The sequence below is a fragment of the Sphingobium sp. HWE2-09 genome (assembly GCF_035989265.1).
Taxonomy (GTDB): Bacteria; Pseudomonadota; Alphaproteobacteria; order Sphingomonadales; family Sphingomonadaceae; genus Sphingobium.
The window spans coordinates 41,737-58,077 of record NZ_JAYKZX010000003.1 but is presented as its reverse complement, the minus strand read 5'-3'; the positions used below and the strand labels follow the sequence as shown (position 1 = coordinate 58,077).

Below are 16,341 nucleotides of genomic sequence, written 5' to 3'. Positions count from 1 at the left end.
CAAAGCCATACTGCTCCAACTGGTCCGATTAACCCGGCCATCATAGCCTCACGGCACCCGCCGCGCCGTGACGATCTTCACCGGCGCTTCCAGCATCTGCCCCTTCATCACGCCTTCGCCTGCCGTGGGCGATTTGGGCGCGGCCAATATCGCCTTCACCACGTCCATTCCCTCCACCACATGGGCGAAGACGGCAAAGCCCTGATTGTCGCCCGGTGCGTCGGGATGGGCGTCCATGCCCGGCATCTTGCCCAGCACGATGAAGAAGTCGCCGGTGGCGCTGCCTGGCGCGTAGCGGGCCATCGACAGCGCGCCATCATCATGGCTGAGGCCGGTCTGGTTCGTCGGCTCATGCTTGATCGGCGGCAATATCCGTTTGGGGTCATTTTGCGCGCCGCCCTGCACGAACCCATAGTCGGCCGCGCCTACGCCCCGGTAGAAGACCGTGCCGTCGAAGCGCTTCTGGTCGACATATTTCAGGAAATTGGCGGCGGTGACGGGCGCCTTGTCCGAATGCACCGCCACGACGATCCTGCCCTTGTCCGTCTCCAGCGCGACGCGGACATCGGTGGACGGCGGAGCCGCGGGCGTCTGCGCGGCGGCGGACGCAAGGGTCAGGATGGCGAGGAGCGCGAGGGCGAGATGGCGAATCATGCCACCAGCCTAGAGTGCGCCCCGGTGATCCGAAAGCCTATTGCGGCGGGGGCAGGCAACCAGTTCGTGCGGCGGGACTGGGTTCCCACCTGCGCGGGAACACACCCCTCCTGACGCCCTTAGCCCTCCAGCAGGCGCTGCAAGGCACGCACGTCGGCGTCGATATCCGGGTTGCTTTCGCGCAGTTGCTCGATCGTGCGGACGGCATGGATGACCGTGCTGTGATCGCGACCGCCGAAGATGCGGCCGATTTCGGGCAGCGAGCGCGGCGTCATCTTCTTGGCGAGATACATGGCGACCTGACGCGGGCGCGCGACAGCGCGGGCGCGACGCTTGGAGCGCATTTCCGACGGGTCGATCTTGAAATGCGCGGCGCAGGCCTTCTGGATTTCATCCACGGTGATGCGCCGGGCATTGGCGCGCACCGCGTCGGCCAGCATCCCCTGCGCAAAGTCCAGGTCGATCGAACGACCGGTGAGCTGACCATAAGCGACCAGCTTGTTGAACGCCCCTTCCAGTTCGCGCACGTTCGAGCGGATCGCGCGGGCCAGAAAATCGATCACGGCGTCAGGTACCGGCGGATCGCCCGCCACCGCGCGCTTGGATTCGAGGATGGCGAGGCGCAGGTCCAGGCCAGCGGGCTGGATGTCCGCGACCAGCCCACCGGCCAGCCGCGACAGGATGCGCGGGTCGATCGATTCGAGCATCTGCGGCGCCCGGTCCGCGGTCACGACGATGCGCGCGCCGCTGTCGATCAGGTCGTTGATCGTGTGGAGAAACTCCTCCTGCGTCGATCCCTTGCCCGCGATGAACTGGATGTCGTCGATCAGCAGCAGCCGCGCCGCGCGCAGCCGCGCCTTGAACGCCATCGTGTCGTTGGCGCGCATCGCATTCACAAACTCCATCATGAAGCGTTCGGCCGACATATAGAGGACCGGCGCCGACGGAGAGTGGGTGGAAAATGCGCGCGCGATGGCGTGGAGCAAATGGGTCTTGCCCTGCCCGGTGCCGCCATGGACGAACAGCGGGCTGAAGCGCGGCGTGGCCTCGCCCGCCATCGCCTGCGCCGCGGAACAGGCGAGCCGGTTGGTGTCGCCGACGATGAAATCGGCAAAGCCGTGGCGCGGCAGAAAATTGGAGGCGATCGTAACGGGCGCTTCGTCCGCCACGGTCACGACCGGCTCGACAGCCTTCATTTCCAGCAGGCGCGGGCCCGATGCGTCGGGCGCGCGCAACACCCGCACTTCGCGGACGCCAGCGCCGATGCTGCGCCAGGCCATGCGCAAGCGGTCGCCAAATTGCCCGGTCACGAAATTGGCGCTGAAGTCGCTGGCCACCAGCAGGTCCAGCGTCTGCGAATCGGGGCAATAGTCGCCCAGCCGCACAGGCTTCAACCATTGGTCGAACATGCGGGCGCCGACATCGCGGCGCAGGCCGGTGCGGATGCTGGTCCAGGCGGATTCCAGGCCCGCATCGGCCTGAAGCATCTCTCCGTCCTGCCAACCCACCACGCGCACAACATCCTTCATAAGCTTCGACGACCTACCAACTTCGCCCCCTGGTTCGGGCAGGAAAAAATGCGCGCAGTTACCCGATCGGAAAAGCCCCCGCGATTCCGAGTCCTACGCGATAATCGATCTCACATGACGGCCGCCATGGATGAGTCACCGTAGCGATTCGACGGCGGCCGGATTTCGAAAATAGACAGGGGTGCGACGCCGGATCAAGGGCGGCATGGTTCAAAAAAGTGAAATAAAGCCGTTGACTCAGCAAAGCCGCCGGATTCTTTAATAACTAAATTTATTCAGCTTTTTCAATGCTTTATTGGCACTCATTTATGCCGCAGTGCGTCGAATCGCGAGAAACCGGCCGATCATGAAAAATGACCCATTTGTGACAGAACGACGAAAAGCCCGCCCCAGTGATGGGGCGGGCCATATCATCTCTGAAAACCTGAAAGAGGTTTTAGGCGAGCGCGCTGACAGCCTTGGTCAGGCGGCCGAACTTGCGCGCGGCGGTGTTCTTATGCATCACGCCACGGGCGACGCCACGAGCCAGCTCGGGCTGGACGGTCTGCAGCGCGGCAGCGGCGGCATCCTTGTCACCAGCGACGAGGGCGGTTTCCACCTTCTTCACCAGGGTACGAATCCGGCTGATGCGGGCGCCATTGATGGCGGCGCGACGTTCGTTGCGGCGGATGCGCTTCTTGGCTTGCGGCGTATTGGCCATTTACAGTCCTCGGTTCTCGTCAATCTCGGGAAGAGGCCTGCCGGGACTCGCCGACCCGCCTCATGAAGGAGCGCCCCTTACAGGGGATCGCGGGGGTCGTCAACCGGTGGCCGCCCGGCTATTTCTGGCATTTGCGGCAGTAAAAGGTCGATCGTCCGCCATCGACTCGCCGTTCCACCGTGCCGCCGCACGGGCAAGTTTCGCCTTCCCGGCCATAGACCCGCCATTGTTTGGAAAAATAGCCCAACTCCCCATCGGGCCGCGCATAGTCGCGCAGGGTGGAGCCGCCCGCCACGATCGCCGCCGTCAGCACCGTGCGAATCGCATCGACCAGCACGGTAAGGCGCGGGCCGCTGATCTTGCCCGCCGCCCGCGTCGGCGCGATGCCCGCCATGTTGAGCGCTTCGCACACATAGATATTGCCCAGCCCCGCCACGACCCGCTGGTCCAGCAGTGCCGCCTTGATCGACGTCCCCTTGCCCTTGAGCGCGTCGGCGAGGCGGCGGACGTCGAAATCCGGCCCCAGCGGCTCCGGTCCCATGCGGGTGAAGGGGGCATAGCTGGTCCATATGTCCGACCGCACCAGGTCGAGCGACCCGAATCGGCGCGGATCGTTGAGCGCCAGCACATGGCCGTGGCTGGTTTCCAGCAACAGATGGTCGTGCGTGCCGATTTCCGCCGGGTCGATCCGCCAGCGGCCCGACATGCCCAGGTGAAAGATCATCATGTCGCCGCGATCGGTTTCGATGAGGCCATATTTGGCCCGGCGCGACAGCCCCGTCACCGTCGCCCCTGTCATCCGCTGGCGCAGGTCGACGGGTATGGGAAAACGCAGGTCCGCACGGCGTGGCTCCACCCGCGTCAATATGCTGCCCTGAAGGACGGCGCGCAGGCCCGCGACGGTGGTTTCGACTTCTGGAAGTTCCGGCATGGCCTGTATGTAGGCGCTGACGAGACGGCGGCAACAGAGGTCTTCCAAAACATCCGTTCGCTTCGCACGTGCCGGGAAGCGGTATGCGCGATGCTATGGGTGGGGCCGGTCGGGATCGAGGTCGGGCCAGCGATCGATCAGCGCGCGGGTGACGCCATTGGTCCAGCCGAACCCGTCCTGCAGTTCATACTCGCCGCCACCGCCGGGCTTGCGCGCCTCGACATCATATTTTTCCAGCATCTTGCCGGTTTCGCGATAGGCCGCGTCCACCGTGCCAATCCAGCGCGCCGCGATAGCCTTCGCCAGCGCCGCATGGCCGGTGCGGGCCAGCCCCTCCACCGCCACCCATTGCAGCGGCGCCCAGCCATTGGGGCTGTCCCATTGCTGGCCGCTGGCGATGCGCGTGGTGCGCAGCCCGCCCTCCCCCAGCAATTGCGCGCGCGTGAGGCGGGCGACGGCGTCGGCCTGGCGGCGGTCGGCCAGCCCAACGAACAGCGGGAAGAGCGTCGCGGCGGACACGACCGGCGTCGGCTTGCGGCCCTGCATGTCCCAATCGGCATAGCGCCCCTCGCCCGGTTGCCACAGCCAGCGGGTGATCGCCTTGCCCCGCGCCGTTGCCAGCGCATCGAATCGCCGGGCGCACGCACTGTTCTTGACCGTGGCGCAACGCCGGGCGATGCCCCGTTCCAACGACCAGAGCAGGCTGTTGAGGTCCACCGGTACGATATCGGTCGTGCGGATGGTCGACAGGCGCTTGGGATCGTCCAGCCAGCGCGAGGAAAAGTCCCAACCGCTTTCCGCGCCCGCGCGCAGATGGCGATAGATGTCGGCGGCCGGGCGATTGCTCTGCCCGGCCGTCGCGACATCCTCGGCCCAGCTTTCATCGCGCGGCCCCGGCTTGTCGTCCCAATAGCGGTTGAGCATCGCTCCGTCGGGCATCCGCACCACACGGCGATCGGCCTTGCCCGCCGCCAGACCATCCGCCCCGCGCATCCAGAAATCATGCTCGGCGCGCAGGGCTTTTAAGTGCCGGCGATCTTCGGGGTTGCGCGCCAGGTCCGCCATCAGCGCCAGAAAGGGCGGCTGCGACCGGCCCAGATAATAGGTCCGCGTGCCATTGGGGATGAAGCCGTAGCGGTCGATCAGGCTTTCGAAATCGACCAGCATCGAATTGATCAGCGCCTGCTGCCCATCGACCTTCAGGCCCAGCATCGTGAAATAGCTGTCCCAATAATAGATTTCGCGAAACCGCCCGCCCGGCACCACATAGGGCGCGGGCAAGGCCAGCGCCGACGATCCGGCCGGCGGATCGAGCGCCGGGCGCGTCAGTTGCGGCCAGAGCGCCTTGATATGCCCGCGCAGGCTCTGCGCCTGTGCCGCCTGTTCACCCGGTACGTCGAAATGCCGGAGGACAAAGTTGCGGAGCGCCGCGCCCTTGGGCTGTTCGCGCCGATAGGCGGCCAGGATCGTCGCGGGATCGTCCCTGGGCACCGCGTCCACGAATGTCTTGCCGTCGGGGAACAGCTTTTCCCGCTGCACCGCTTCGAACAGGGGGCCATAAATTTGCTGCGGGCTGGGCGGAGCGACCGGCGACGCCACCGACTGGGCGCTGCACAACAGCGCAGCGAGCGCGCAAAGCATGGAACGGCGCAATATCATCACTCCCCCAATCAACCGGCGATCAGGCAGAGAAATGGCCGATTGCCGCGAAACGTTCCAAAGGACATGCCTTGGCGCTGGAATGGCGGCGCAACACTGTCTAGAGCGATGCCCATGAACGACACAGCATCCTTCGGCTATCGCGACGTCGATGCCGCGCAAAAGCAGGGCATGGTCCGCGAAGTCTTTTCCAACGTCGCGGCGAAATATGACCTGATGAACGACGCCATGTCCGGCGGCGCGCATCGCCTGTGGAAGGACCAGTTCGTGCGCCGGGTGAAGCCCCGCGCGAACGAACACATCCTCGACATGGCGGGCGGCACCGGCGACATCGCCTTTCGGATGCACAAGCACGGCGCGCAGGTCACCGTGTCGGACATCAATCCCGAAATGCTGGCCGTGGGCGTCGAGCGCGCGCAGAAGAAAGGCTATGACGGCCTGATCTGGTCCGAACAAAATGCCGAAGAACTGACCTTCGACGACAGGGCGTTCGACGCCTATACGATCGCCTTCGGCATCCGCAACGTCACCCATATCGACCAGGCGCTTAGCGAAGCCCATCGCGTGCTCAAGTTCGGCGGGCGTTTCTTCTGCCTCGAATTTTCCACCACCACCTGGCCGGGCTTTTCGGACGTTTACGACGTCTATTCGCACAAGCTGGTGCCGCATCTGGGCAAGCTGTTCGCCAATGACGCCGACAGCTATCGTTATCTGATCGAATCGATCCGCCGCTTCCCGCCCATGCCCAAATTCGAAGCGATGATCCGCGACGCCGGTTTCGTGAATACGAAGGTGGAGCCGATTTTGGGCGGGCTGGTCGCGATCCATTCGGGCTGGAAGATTTGATGGGCGCTCCCAAAAAAGCCCCTCCCCTTCAGGGGAGGGGTTGGGGTGGGGGCTGTGCGCCATTCCGCCACGACAGAAATCTCGCTGCGCTCGCCACCCACCCCAACCCCTCCCTTAAAAGGGAGGGGCTTAAGTAAGATGACGTCCCACATCACGCATCTCTGGCGCCTCGTAAAATGGGGCCGCACGCTGGCGCGGCATGGCGCGCTGACGGGGATAGAGCGCGATCCGCTGACCCCCGCGCCCGTCCGGCGGCTGGTGCGCATCGCCCGTTTCGGCGCGCGCGTGCCCAAGCAGCCACGCTATGCCGATGCCTTCCAATCGATCGGCCCGGCCGCGATCAAGCTGGGCCAGACGCTGGCAACCCGGCCCGACCTGGTCGGCGATCATGCGGCGAATGACCTGCTGCGTTTGCAGGACGCCCTGCCGCCCGTGCCCTTCGACACGATCCGCGCGCAGATCGAGCAGAGCTTCGGTCGTCCGCTCGAAGCGCTCTACAGCCGGTTCGACGAAGCGCCGGTCGGCGCAGCATCGATCGCGCAGGTGCATCGCGCGCTCACCACCGACGGCCGCGACGTCGCGGTCAAGGTGATCCGCCCCGGCGTGATCGAAAAGTTCAACCGCGACATCCAGACCTATGAATGGGCGGCGGCCCATGTGGAAATGCTGGGCGGCGAACTCGCCCGGCTGCGCCCCCGCCTGGTGATCGCCAACATGAAGCGGTGGACCGCGCGCGAACTGGATTTGCGGCGTGAGGCAGCGTCGGCGTCGGAACTGAGCGAGGCGATGGAGGCGATGCCGGGCTACCGCATCCCCGCCATCGACTGGGATCGCACGACCGGCAAGGTCATGACGATGCAGTGGATCGACGGCATCAAGATTTCCGATCGCGCCGCGCTGATCGCGGCGGGCCATGACGTCAAGGATCTGGCCGCGCGGCTGGTCAACGCCTTCCTGCGGCAGGCGATCGCCGAAGGCTTCTTCCACGCCGACATGCATCAGGGCAACCTGTTCGTGACCGCCAATGGCGATATCGTCGCGATCGATTTCGGCATCATGGGCCGGATCGACCGGCGCGCGCGCATGTGGCTGGCGGAAATTCTCTACGGCCTGATCACCGGCAACTATAAGCGCGTGGCCGAAATCCACTTCGAGGCGCAATATGTGCCCGGCCATCATAATGTCGATGAATTTGCGACGGCGCTCCGCGCCGTGGGCGAACCGATGCGCGGCAAGCCGGTGCGCGAATTGTCGGTCGGCGGGATGTTGGACGGCCTGTTCGCCATCACCCGCGATTTCGACATGCAGACCCAGCCGCACCTGCTGCTGCTGCAAAAGACGATGGTGATGGTGGAGGGCGTGGCGACCGCGCTCGACCCCGACATCAACCTGTGGGAAACCAGCGGCCCTTATGTGAAGAACTGGCTGCGCGACGAGCTGGGACCGGAGGCCAAGGCCGCCGACACGCTGATCGAAAATTGGCGCACGCTCCAGCGGCTGCCGGGCTTGGTCAAGCGGATCGAGGACGCCTTCCCCGAAAAGGGCGGCGCCCCGCCCCCGCCCCCCTTGAGCGAGGTCAAGCTGATCCGCATGGGCGGCGGCTGGCGCTACATATTGGTGGCGATGCTGGCGGCGGCGGCCGGGGCTGGCGCGACGGCGTTGCTTATCCTATCTTGAGGCCATGACCCGCGACGAAGCCATTGCCCGGATCAAGCCGCATGAGGCCGAACTGCGCGCGGCGGGGATGGATGCGCTTTATCTGTTCGGTTCGACCGCGCGCAATGACGCACGATCTGATTCCGATGTCGATCTATCCTGCGATATAGCAGCAACGGCGCCAGTAGGGTTTTTGGAGTTCATAAATCTACAGGAGCGCCTATCCCGCATCCTGCGCGCAGAAGTGGATCTGGTCGAACGACAGGCGCTATATCCGCGCGTCGCCCATCATGCGGCTGCTGACATGGTGCGCGTTTTTTGATGGATGACGATCAAAGGGATGCGACGAGACTGGAGGTCATCGTTGTTTTGATCGATCGGATATGGATGACCGCCACATCCGGCTTGGCCGATCTGGCTGCACTATGTTGCGCGGAACTGGCCCGAATCGGCGAATGACCCAGCGTGTCCTCCTCATCATCTCCGGCGGGATCGCGGCGTATAAATCGCTCGAACTCGTCCGCGCGCTACGCAAGCGGGGCATCGCAGTGCGCGCGGTACTGACGGCATCGGCGCAGCAGTTCGTGACGCCGCTGTCGCTGGGCGTGCTGACCGAGGATCATGTCTTCACCCAATTGTTCGACCTGAAGGACGAGCAGGAAATCGGCCATATCCAGCTGTCGCGCCAGGCCGACTTGGTCGTCGTCGCGCCCGCCACCGCCAATATCCTGGCGAAGATGGCGAACGGCATCGCCGACGACCTCGCCACCACGCTGCTGCTCGCGACTGACAAGCCGGTGCTGGCGGTCCCGGCGATGAACGTGCGGATGTGGCATCATCGCGCGACGCAGCGCAATCTGGCGCAACTGCGCGCCGACGGCGTCCACATCATGGAACCGGACGCGGGCGAGATGGCGTGCGGCGAATATGGCAAGGGGCGCCTGCCCGAACCGGAGGCGATCGCCGCAGAGATCGAACGCCTTCTATCCGCCGTTCGCCCTGAGCCTGTCGAAGGGCTTCGCCTTTTTGACAAGGGCGAAGTGCGAGATAAGGACGGCGCTTTGGCGGGCAAGCATATCCTCATCACCGCCGGCCCCACGCATGAGCCGATCGATCCGGTGCGCTACATCGCCAATCGATCGTCGGGCAAGCAAGGCTTCGCCATCGCCGCCGCCGCCGCGCGCGCCGGGGCGCGCGTGACGCTGGTCGCCGGGCCGGTCCATCTCCCCACCCCGCCCGGCGTCGATCGGGTCGATGTCGAAACCGCGCGACAGATGATGGCCGCGGTCGAGGCCGCGTTGCCCGCCGACGTCGCGATCATGGTCGCCGCCGTCGCCGACTGGCGCGCCGCCGATGCCGCCGACCAGAAGATCAAGAAGGACGGCTCCGGCCAGCCAGCCCCTCTCGCCCTGGTCGAAAACCCGGACATCCTCGCAACGCTGGGCCATCACTCGCAACGCCCCGCTCTCCTGATCGGTTTCGCCGCCGAAACCCAGCAGATCGCAACCCATGCGGAAGCGAAGCTGGCGAAGAAAGGCGCGGACTGGATCGTCGCCAACGACGTATCGGGCGACGTGATGGGCGGCGACGCCAACACCGTACAGATCGTCACCGCCACCGGCATCGAATCCTGGCCGACCATGCCCAAGGCGCAGGTCGCCGACACCCTTATCGAAAAGGTCGCCCATGCCCTCGCCCCTTCCGCCGATTGACATCCAGCTCAAGCGCCTCCCCCATGGGGAAGGGCTGCCAGTGCCCGCCTATGCCACCGCCCATGCAGCGGGCATGGACGTGGTGTCGGCCGAAGCATTGACCCTGCAACCGGGCGGCCGTCACGCCGTGGCGACCGGTTTCGCGATGGCGATCCCGGAGGGCTATGAAGTGCAGGTGCGCCCCCGCTCGGGACTGGCGCTGAAACACGGCATCAGCCTGCCCAACACGCCCGGCACGATCGATGCGGACTATCGCGGCGAATTGAAGATCATCCTCATCAACCTGGGCGACGTCCCTTTCCCGATCGCGCGCGGCGACCGAATTGCGCAACTGGTGGCCGCCCCGGTCCAGCTTGCCAGCTTCACCGAAGTCGCCGAACTGGACGATACGGCACGCGGCGCAGGCGGTTTCGGATCGACGGGCGTCGCGTCATGACGCTGAGCGACGAGCAGCTGGAGCGCTATGCCCGGCACATCGTCCTCAAAGAAATCGGCGGCGCGGGACAGGCGCGACTGTTGTCGGCGGACGTGGCGTTGATCGGCGCGGGCGGCATCGGCAGCCCGGCGATCCTCTACCTCGCCGCAGCGGGCGTCGGCACGATTCGCGTAATCGACGATGACGATGTCGCGCTGTCCAATCTCCAGCGCCAGATCCTGTTTAGCACCGCCGATGTCGGCGCGCCCAAGGCGGAAGCGGCGATGGCGGCGGTGGCGCGGATCAACCCGGACGTGAAGCTGATCCCGATCAACGCCCGGATCGATGCGGACAATGCCGCGATCATGCTGCGCGACGCCGATGCCATACTCGACGGCTGCGACAATTTCGCCACCCGCCTGGCGGTGGCGGACTGTGCGCAACGCCTGCGCATCCCGCTGGTATCGGCGGCGGTCGGCCCGTTCGAAGGGCAGATCGCCACCTATCGCGGCTGGGAAGCGGACAAGCCCTGCTATCGCTGCCTGGTCGGCGCGCCGCAGGACGCACCGGAACGCAATTGCGCGGAAACCGGCGTCATCGGCGCGCTGACCGGCGCGATGGGCAGCCTGGCCGCGCTGGACGTCATCCGCGCGCTGGTCCCGTTCGGCGCGGATATGGCGGGGCGATTGCTGATCGCCGACCTGCTGTCCATGCGCTTCCGCACGCTGGATGTGCCCAAAGACCCCGCCTGCCCCGGATGCGCCGTGGAACTATGCGCGCCCTGACCATCATCGTCGCAACGCCCGATGCGGAGCGGCTGCGCGCGGCGCTGATACTGGCGGCGGCGCAGGCCGCGTTGGGTGGCGACGCGACCATCTTCCTGCAACTGGACGCCGTCGCGCTGCTGCGCGCGCCGATCGCCGCACCGCGCGATGCGGCCCATCGGACCGCCGGGCTGCCCCATCTCTCGGCGCTTTTGATCGAGGCGCAGGCGCTGGGCGTCACGCTGATCGCCTGCCAGAGCGGGCTGGCCTTGTCCGGCATGACCGCGAACGACCTGCCCGGCGATGTGGAGGTCGGCGGGCCGGTCGGCGTCCTCCAACGCACAAGCGACGACGCGCGCCTGCTGATCGCCTGATCCGTCGGGACCGGCGGATTGGCCCGCCGCACGAACAGGCCTTCTATTGACAGGCCGGACCGCCCATTTAAGGGGAAGGCGCGGCTTTGCGTGGCCGCGATCCTTAGTTCATTTGCAGAAAGACCCGTCCCTTGTCCGCCATGCTCAAGATTACCCTGCCCGATGGTTCCGTGCGTGATGTCGCGCCCGGTACTACCCCGGCGGATATTGCAGCGGCGATCGGGCCGGGCTTGGCAAAGGCGGCGATCGCCGCGCGCGTCGACGGCGAACTGCGCGACATCACGCGCCCGCTGGAACAGGATTCGCACCTCGCTCTGGTGACGGCGAAGGATGAGGCCGACGCGCTGGAACTGGCGCGGCACGACTTTGCGCATATCCTGGCCGAAGCGGTGCAGGCGCTGTTCCCCGGGACGCAGATCACCTTCGGCCCGTCGACCGACGATGGCTTCTATTACGACTTCGCGCCCAAGGATCGTCCTTTCACGGAGGAAGACCTGCCGGGAATCGAAGCGGAAATGCGCAGGATCATCGCCGCCAACAAACCGCTGGTGCGCGAAGTCATGGATCGCGACACGCTGATCGCCGCCTGGCGCGCGGCGGGTGAGAGCTTCAAGGCCGAATGGGCCGCCGAATTGCCCGCAGGCGAAGAACTGACCGTGTATCGATCGGGCGACTGGTACGATATGTGCCGTGGTCCGCATCTGGCCTCCACCGGCAAGGTGGATCCCGCCGCGTTCAAGCTGACGCGCGTTTCCGGCGCCTACTGGCGCGGCGACCAGAAGAATGCGATGCTGTCCCGCATCTACGGCACCGGCTGGCTCAACAAGAAGCAGCTGGCCGAGCATCTGACCCGGCTGGAGGAAGCGGGCAAGCGCGACCATCGCAAGCTGGGCGCGGAGATGGACCTGTTCCACCTGCAAGCCGAAGCGCATGGCAGCGTCTTCTGGCATCCCAAGGGCTATCTGATCTGGCGCGAGCTGGAAGCCTATATGCGCCGCGCGATCGACGCGGCGGGCTATCGCGAGGTGAAGACCCCGCAGGTCATGGACGCGCGCCAGTGGGAACAGTCCGGCCATTGGGGCAAATATCGCGAAAATATGTTCGTCATCCCCGACGAAGTGCCCAATGTGGACGATGAAGGCCCGCTGGTGTCGGACGATGCGCAGTGGATGGCCTTGAAACCCATGAACTGCCCGGCGCACGTCCTGATCTTCCGCCAGGGAATCAAAAGCTATCGCGACCTGCCGTTGCGCTTCTACGAAAATGGCTGCTGCCACCGCAACGAGCCGCATGGCGCGCTGCACGGCCTGATGCGCGTGCGCCAGTTCACGCAGGACGACGCGCATATCTTTTGCCGCGAGGACCAGATCGTGGAGGAAGTCCGCGCCTTCTGCGCGCTAGCCGACCGCATCTACAAGGATTTCGGCTTCACCTATTCGATCAAGCTGGCGCTGCGCCCGGACAAGCGCTTCGGCAGCGAAGAGATGTGGGACAAGGCGGAGAATGAACTGCGCGCCGCCGTCGCCGCTGCCGGCCTCAACACGCCGGAGTTCGGCTGGGAAGAATTGCCGGGCGAAGGCGCCTTCTACGCGCCCAAGCTGGAATGGCATCTGACCGACGCGATCGGCCGCACCTGGCAGGTCGGCACGATCCAGTCGGACCGCGTGCTGCCCGACCGACTCGACGCCAGCTATGTCGGCGAAGATGGCGAACGCCATCGCCCGGTCATGCTCCACCGCGCGATCTTCGGCAGCTATGAACGGTTCATCGGCATCCTGATCGAACATTATGCGGGCAAATTCCCGCTCTGGCTGGCCCCGGTGCAGGCGGTGGTCGCAACCATCGTGTCGGATGCCGACGACTATGCGCAGAACGTCGTGGAGCGCCTGCGCGCAGCGGGTATCCGCGCGGAAATCGACGTGCGGAACGAGAAGATCAACTATAAAGTGCGCGAACATTCGCTCGCCAAGGTGCCCAACCTGCTGGTCGTGGGCCGTCGCGAAGCTGAAGAGGGCAAGGTCGCCCTGCGCGTGCTGGGCAGCGAGGGGCAGAGCGTCCTTTCGGTGGACGAGGTCATTTCGCGTCTTGCAAATGAGAGCCGCGCACCCGATATGCGGTGAGGCAGCAATGCCACAAGGGTTCGTGATTTCGCCGACGCGAAGGCACGGACCCCTTTCGGCTTTGCCAAAAAGCCGCTAAGAGCCATTCGTTTTTGAAACGACCAGAGGAGATACTGCTATACGTCCCCCGATGATGCGCCGCCCGCTGGCGCCGCCGCCGAAGTCCGGCCCCCGGTATAACGAGTTCATCACCGTGCCCAAGGTGCGCGTGATCGACGACGAAGGCGAAAATCTGGGCGTGATGTTTACGCAGGAAGCGATCGAACAGGCGGCCGATGTGGGCCTCGACCTGGTCGAAGTCTCCCCGAACGCCGATCCGCCGGTCTGCAAGTTTCTGGACATCGGCAAGTTCAAGTACGAAGCCCAGAAAAAGGCGAATATCGCCCGCAAGACCCAGAAGACGCAGGAACTCAAAGAGATCAAGATGCGTCCGAACATCGACGATCATGACTATGATACGAAGATGAAGAAGGTCCATGATTTCATCGGCGACGGCGACAAGGTGAAGATCACCCTGCGCTTCCGCGGCCGCGAACTCAGCCACCAGCAGCTCGGCATGGCCCTGCTGCAACGCGTGGCCGAAAATGTCCAGGAAGTCGCGAAGGTCGAAGCCTATCCGCGTATGGAAGGCCGCCAGATGCTGATGGTGCTCTCGCCCAAATAAGCGCGACGACACCAGCCTTTCGAATATAGGAAAGAGGCGCTCCGGCAACGGGGCGCCTCTTTCGTTTTAGAAGTTGAGGTTCACCAGCGTGCCCAGCATCGTGGGCATCAGGCAGATGGCCACCGCCAATGTGGCGGCAGGCCGCCAGCGCCGCGCCAGGTCGGCGATCCCCATCGTCGCGGCCAGTGCGATGCCGGGCCACAGGATATTATAATAGCGCGGCTGCATGATCGTCAGGTCGCCCAGCGTCACATAGCTGCGCCAGCCAAAGCAAAAATGGATCGTCAGCAGCACGACCAGCCCGATCGCATAGGCCTGGCCCCAAGGCCGGATCACCCGATGGCGCAGCCCCGCCGCGGCCAACGCCAAAGGCGTCAGGATCAGGATGAGCGCGACCGGCAGCGAGTAGGATTGCTCCCAGGCGGGCCATTTCATCACCAGCCATTTGAAGAACCAGCCCGCAAAGCCCATCAGGTCGAGCGGCAGGCGCTGGGCCACCGGCACCCGCCAAAAGGCTTCATTAACCCAGACGAATTGGCCGATGCGCATGAAGGTGACGAGATAGGGGACCGCCCCCAGCATCACGCCGACACAGGCATACCAGAGCATCCGGTCCGACCATTTCACCCGCCCCGTCAGCAAACCCATGCCCAGCCACGCGCCCGCCACCGCCGCCACGCCGATGAACGCGGTCAGCTTCGTCCAGCCCGCCACCGCCAGGCCGACCGCAAGCCACCATGAAGCGCCCGGCAAGCCTAACATGCCGCCAAAGACCATCGCCGCGGCCAAAGCGGCGAGATTGTCGTTGTTCACCATCCCGCCGACGACCGCCGCCTTGGGAAAACTGGCCGCCATCACTGCATAAAGGCCCGGCGGCACCACGTCCGCCGCGAAGCGCCGGTGCACTGCCACCATGCCGATCGCCAGCGCCGCGGTGGACAGCAACACGCTGGTCAGGCGGAACAGCAACGGCTCGCTGGTCAGCAGCATCAACGGCGACAGCATCAGGTAATAGAGCGAGGGATGATTGATATAATTGGAAAAACCCGACCATTGCGTCAGGTCATCCAGGCGCAGCATCTTATACTGGCTCCAGTCGGGAAATATCGTGGGATGCTCATATTGCGCACGGATGACCGACAGATGCTGGATCTCATCGATCTGCGTGGGAAAGGGCACGACGAACACGACGAACAGCGCCAGCGCCATATGGATGCCCAGGACGAACAGCATCACCGACGGCAGGCCCAGCCATACGGACCGCGCCGCCATCGGACGCGACGGTGCGGCAGGATACGGAGCGGCGGAAGATATCTTCGGAGAAGACTGGGCTATCGTCTGCGTCGTCATTGGTCGGGCAATCCACTACTGCACCCGGACCATTGCAGAACAGTCTTGATATTTCCTTGTCGCCCCGCCCTTTAAGCCGACGGCGTCGCCCGGTACAGCGTCGGGAACATCGCCTTGAACGCGGCCAGCTTCGGCACGTCCCAGCGCAGGATGTAGGGATGGCGCGGATTGTCGCGCATGAAATTCTGGTGATCGGCCGCCGCGTTCTGGAAGCCGGTAAAGCGCTCCACCTTCGTCACGATCGGATCGCGCCAAAGCCCGGACTTGCCCATCTGGGCCAAATAGGCGCTCGCTGCCTTGGCCTGTTCCGGGTTCAGCGGGAACAGCGCGCTGCGATATTGGGTGCCGGTATCGGGCGTCTGGTAATTAAGCGTCGTGGGATCGGCGATCACCGAAAAGAAAACGCGCAGCAAGGTGCCGTAGCTGACCTGCGCCGGATCATAGGTGACGCGCACCGATTCGGCGTAGCCGGTGTCGCCACCGCTCACCGTCTCATAATCGACGCGGCGATCCTTCGGCCCACCGGCAAAGCCGGAGACGACGAGATGGACACCTTTGATGTGCGAGAAGACGCCCTCGACACCCCAATAGCAGCCGCCCGCGAACACCGCGGTTTCCAGCTTGCGCGTGGGCGCGGCATCGATCGCTGGCACGGGGGCAAGGACCGCGCGCTCGGCGTGCAGGGGCGCAGCGACGGCAAACGCCGCCGCCAGCGTCAGAAGCAGGCGGTTATAGCGCCGCGTCATTGGTCGATGTCGCCGCGATCGCGGTCGATCCAAACATGGGCGCTTCCTTGGGCTGGAGCATGACCATGCCAACCGCACCAATGGCAAAACCGCCCAGGAAGCGGAGGAACAGATCGGACTTCATGAACGCCAACATGGCAAACGCCTTTCTAAAATAGGATTCAGGCCGTTTCGACCTGTGCACTACCGCCATCCATATTAGCCCTGTCTGAACGGCCGCT

The 16,341-nt window shown here is 64.8% G+C and carries 17 protein-coding genes; 9 read left to right on the top strand and 8 right to left on the bottom strand.

Features of this window, described 5'->3' with window-relative positions; all coding sequences use genetic code 11:
* Nucleotides 1-48 precede the first annotated feature (48 nt).
* The 5 genes from U5A89_RS05810 to treA all read right to left on the bottom strand — a co-directional run bounded on the left by U5A89_RS05810 (nucleotide 49) and on the right by treA (nucleotide 5,473).
* Nucleotides 49-654, bottom strand: a complete 606-nt coding sequence (locus U5A89_RS05810; RefSeq protein ID WP_338160260.1) for a peptidylprolyl isomerase — start codon at nucleotides 652-654, stop codon at nucleotides 49-51.
* A gap of 119 nt (nucleotides 655-773) precedes the next feature.
* Nucleotides 774-2,183 (bottom strand): chromosomal replication initiator protein DnaA, encoded by a 1,410-nt coding sequence (gene dnaA, locus U5A89_RS05805; RefSeq protein WP_338160259.1) that lies wholly within the window; start codon nucleotides 2,181-2,183, stop codon nucleotides 774-776.
* A 436-nt stretch (nucleotides 2,184-2,619) separates the two neighbouring features.
* Nucleotides 2,620-2,883 (bottom strand): 30S ribosomal protein S20, encoded by a 264-nt coding sequence (gene rpsT, locus U5A89_RS05800; protein WP_338160258.1) that lies wholly within the window; start codon nucleotides 2,881-2,883, stop codon nucleotides 2,620-2,622.
* 118 nt (nucleotides 2,884-3,001) lie between these two features.
* A complete protein-coding gene (mutM, locus tag U5A89_RS05795; RefSeq protein WP_338160257.1) occupies nucleotides 3,002-3,814 on the bottom strand; it encodes a bifunctional DNA-formamidopyrimidine glycosylase/DNA-(apurinic or apyrimidinic site) lyase in 813 nt (270 codons plus the stop codon).
* A gap of 93 nt (nucleotides 3,815-3,907) precedes the next feature.
* Nucleotides 3,908-5,473 (bottom strand): alpha,alpha-trehalase TreA, encoded by a 1,566-nt coding sequence (gene treA / locus U5A89_RS05790; protein WP_445190628.1) that lies wholly within the window; start codon nucleotides 5,471-5,473, stop codon nucleotides 3,908-3,910.
* A gap of 114 nt (nucleotides 5,474-5,587) precedes the next feature.
* On the opposite strand from treA, the gene U5A89_RS05785 reads away from it, so the two are divergent.
* The 9 genes from U5A89_RS05785 (at nucleotide 5,588) to infC (ending at nucleotide 14,024) form a co-directional block, all read left to right on the top strand.
* Nucleotides 5,588-6,319: a class I SAM-dependent methyltransferase gene (locus U5A89_RS05785; RefSeq protein ID WP_338160255.1), complete on the top strand. Its 732-nt coding sequence runs from the start codon at nucleotides 5,588-5,590 to the stop codon at nucleotides 6,317-6,319.
* Between the two features lie 138 nt (nucleotides 6,320-6,457).
* Complete coding sequence (gene ubiB / locus U5A89_RS05780; RefSeq protein ID WP_338160254.1) at nucleotides 6,458-7,996, top strand: 2-polyprenylphenol 6-hydroxylase; 1,539 nt, start codon at nucleotides 6,458-6,460, stop codon at nucleotides 7,994-7,996.
* A gap of 4 nt (nucleotides 7,997-8,000) precedes the next feature.
* Entirely contained in the window at nucleotides 8,001-8,297 is a 297-nt protein-coding gene (locus U5A89_RS05775) for a nucleotidyltransferase family protein (protein ID WP_338160253.1), read from the top strand.
* A 133-nt stretch (nucleotides 8,298-8,430) separates the two neighbouring features.
* Nucleotides 8,431-9,687, top strand: coding sequence for a bifunctional phosphopantothenoylcysteine decarboxylase/phosphopantothenate--cysteine ligase CoaBC (gene coaBC / locus U5A89_RS05770; RefSeq protein ID WP_338160252.1), 1,257 nt, complete (start codon nucleotides 8,431-8,433; stop codon nucleotides 9,685-9,687).
* Nucleotides 9,662-10,123 carry a dUTP diphosphatase gene (gene dut, locus U5A89_RS05765; RefSeq protein WP_338160251.1) on the top strand — a complete coding sequence of 154 codons (462 nt, stop codon included), beginning with the start codon at nucleotides 9,662-9,664 and terminating at the stop codon, nucleotides 10,121-10,123. Before coaBC ends, dut begins: the two co-directional genes overlap by 26 nt.
* Nucleotides 10,120-10,887, top strand: coding sequence for a HesA/MoeB/ThiF family protein (locus U5A89_RS05760; protein WP_338160250.1), 768 nt, complete (start codon nucleotides 10,120-10,122; stop codon nucleotides 10,885-10,887). The genes dut and U5A89_RS05760 overlap by 4 nt, the downstream gene beginning before the upstream one ends.
* On the top strand, nucleotides 10,875-11,240 hold the full coding sequence (locus tag U5A89_RS05755; RefSeq protein ID WP_338160249.1) for a DsrE family protein: 366 nt from the start codon (nucleotides 10,875-10,877) through the stop codon (nucleotides 11,238-11,240). Before U5A89_RS05760 ends, U5A89_RS05755 begins: the two co-directional genes overlap by 13 nt.
* A gap of 140 nt (nucleotides 11,241-11,380) precedes the next feature.
* The gene (gene thrS, locus U5A89_RS05750; RefSeq protein WP_338160248.1) at nucleotides 11,381-13,360 is read left to right on the top strand and encodes a threonine--tRNA ligase; all 1,980 of its coding nucleotides are present in this window, start codon (nucleotides 11,381-11,383) and stop codon (nucleotides 13,358-13,360) included.
* Nucleotides 13,361-13,490: 130 nt separating this feature from the next.
* Nucleotides 13,491-14,024, top strand: coding sequence for a translation initiation factor IF-3 (infC, locus tag U5A89_RS05745; RefSeq protein WP_066600201.1), 534 nt, complete (start codon nucleotides 13,491-13,493; stop codon nucleotides 14,022-14,024).
* Nucleotides 14,025-14,090: 66 nt separating this feature from the next.
* Here infC and U5A89_RS05740 read toward each other — a convergent pair whose 3' ends face one another.
* The 3 genes from U5A89_RS05740 to U5A89_RS05730 form a co-directional block, all read right to left on the bottom strand.
* Nucleotides 14,091-15,296: a hypothetical protein gene (locus tag U5A89_RS05740; RefSeq protein ID WP_338160247.1), complete on the bottom strand. Its 1,206-nt coding sequence runs from the start codon at nucleotides 15,294-15,296 to the stop codon at nucleotides 14,091-14,093.
* A gap of 149 nt (nucleotides 15,297-15,445) precedes the next feature.
* Nucleotides 15,446-16,120 (bottom strand): peptide-methionine (S)-S-oxide reductase MsrA, encoded by a 675-nt coding sequence (gene msrA / locus U5A89_RS05735; RefSeq protein WP_338160246.1) that lies wholly within the window; start codon nucleotides 16,118-16,120, stop codon nucleotides 15,446-15,448.
* On the bottom strand, nucleotides 16,104-16,256 hold the full coding sequence (locus U5A89_RS05730; RefSeq protein WP_338160245.1) for a hypothetical protein: 153 nt from the start codon (nucleotides 16,254-16,256) through the stop codon (nucleotides 16,104-16,106). Before U5A89_RS05730 ends, msrA begins: the two co-directional genes overlap by 17 nt.
* Nucleotides 16,257-16,341 lie beyond the last annotated feature (85 nt).

Bases quoted from the DNA above. Each gene is read 5' to 3' on its own strand.
- U5A89_RS05810 (WP_338160260.1), bottom strand. From the start codon at position 654: ATGATTCGCCATCTCGCCCTCGCGCTCCTCGCCATCCTGACCCTTGCG.
- dnaA (WP_338160259.1), bottom strand. From the start codon at position 2,183: ATGAAGGATGTTGTGCGCGTGGTGGGTTGGCAGGACGGAGAGATGCTT.
- rpsT (WP_338160258.1), bottom strand. From the start codon at position 2,883: ATGGCCAATACGCCGCAAGCCAAGAAGCGCATCCGCCGCAACGAACGT.
- mutM (WP_338160257.1), bottom strand. From the start codon at position 3,814: ATGCCGGAACTTCCAGAAGTCGAAACCACCGTCGCGGGCCTGCGCGCC.
- treA (WP_445190628.1), bottom strand. From the start codon at position 5,473: ATGATATTGCGCCGTTCCATGCTTTGCGCGCTCGCTGCGCTGTTGTGC.
- U5A89_RS05785 (WP_338160255.1), top strand. From the start codon at position 5,588: ATGAACGACACAGCATCCTTCGGCTATCGCGACGTCGATGCCGCGCAA.
- ubiB (WP_338160254.1), top strand. From the start codon at position 6,458: ATGACGTCCCACATCACGCATCTCTGGCGCCTCGTAAAATGGGGCCGC.
- U5A89_RS05775 (WP_338160253.1), top strand. From the start codon at position 8,001: ATGACCCGCGACGAAGCCATTGCCCGGATCAAGCCGCATGAGGCCGAA.
- coaBC (WP_338160252.1), top strand. From the start codon at position 8,431: ATGACCCAGCGTGTCCTCCTCATCATCTCCGGCGGGATCGCGGCGTAT.
- dut (WP_338160251.1), top strand. From the start codon at position 9,662: ATGCCCTCGCCCCTTCCGCCGATTGACATCCAGCTCAAGCGCCTCCCC.
- U5A89_RS05760 (WP_338160250.1), top strand. From the start codon at position 10,120: ATGACGCTGAGCGACGAGCAGCTGGAGCGCTATGCCCGGCACATCGTC.
- U5A89_RS05755 (WP_338160249.1), top strand. From the start codon at position 10,875: ATGCGCGCCCTGACCATCATCGTCGCAACGCCCGATGCGGAGCGGCTG.
- thrS (WP_338160248.1), top strand. From the start codon at position 11,381: ATGCTCAAGATTACCCTGCCCGATGGTTCCGTGCGTGATGTCGCGCCC.
- infC (WP_066600201.1), top strand. From the start codon at position 13,491: ATGATGCGCCGCCCGCTGGCGCCGCCGCCGAAGTCCGGCCCCCGGTAT.
- U5A89_RS05740 (WP_338160247.1), bottom strand. From the start codon at position 15,296: ATGGCGGCGCGGTCCGTATGGCTGGGCCTGCCGTCGGTGATGCTGTTC.
- msrA (WP_338160246.1), bottom strand. From the start codon at position 16,120: ATGACGCGGCGCTATAACCGCCTGCTTCTGACGCTGGCGGCGGCGTTT.
- U5A89_RS05730 (WP_338160245.1), bottom strand. From the start codon at position 16,256: ATGTTGGCGTTCATGAAGTCCGATCTGTTCCTCCGCTTCCTGGGCGGT.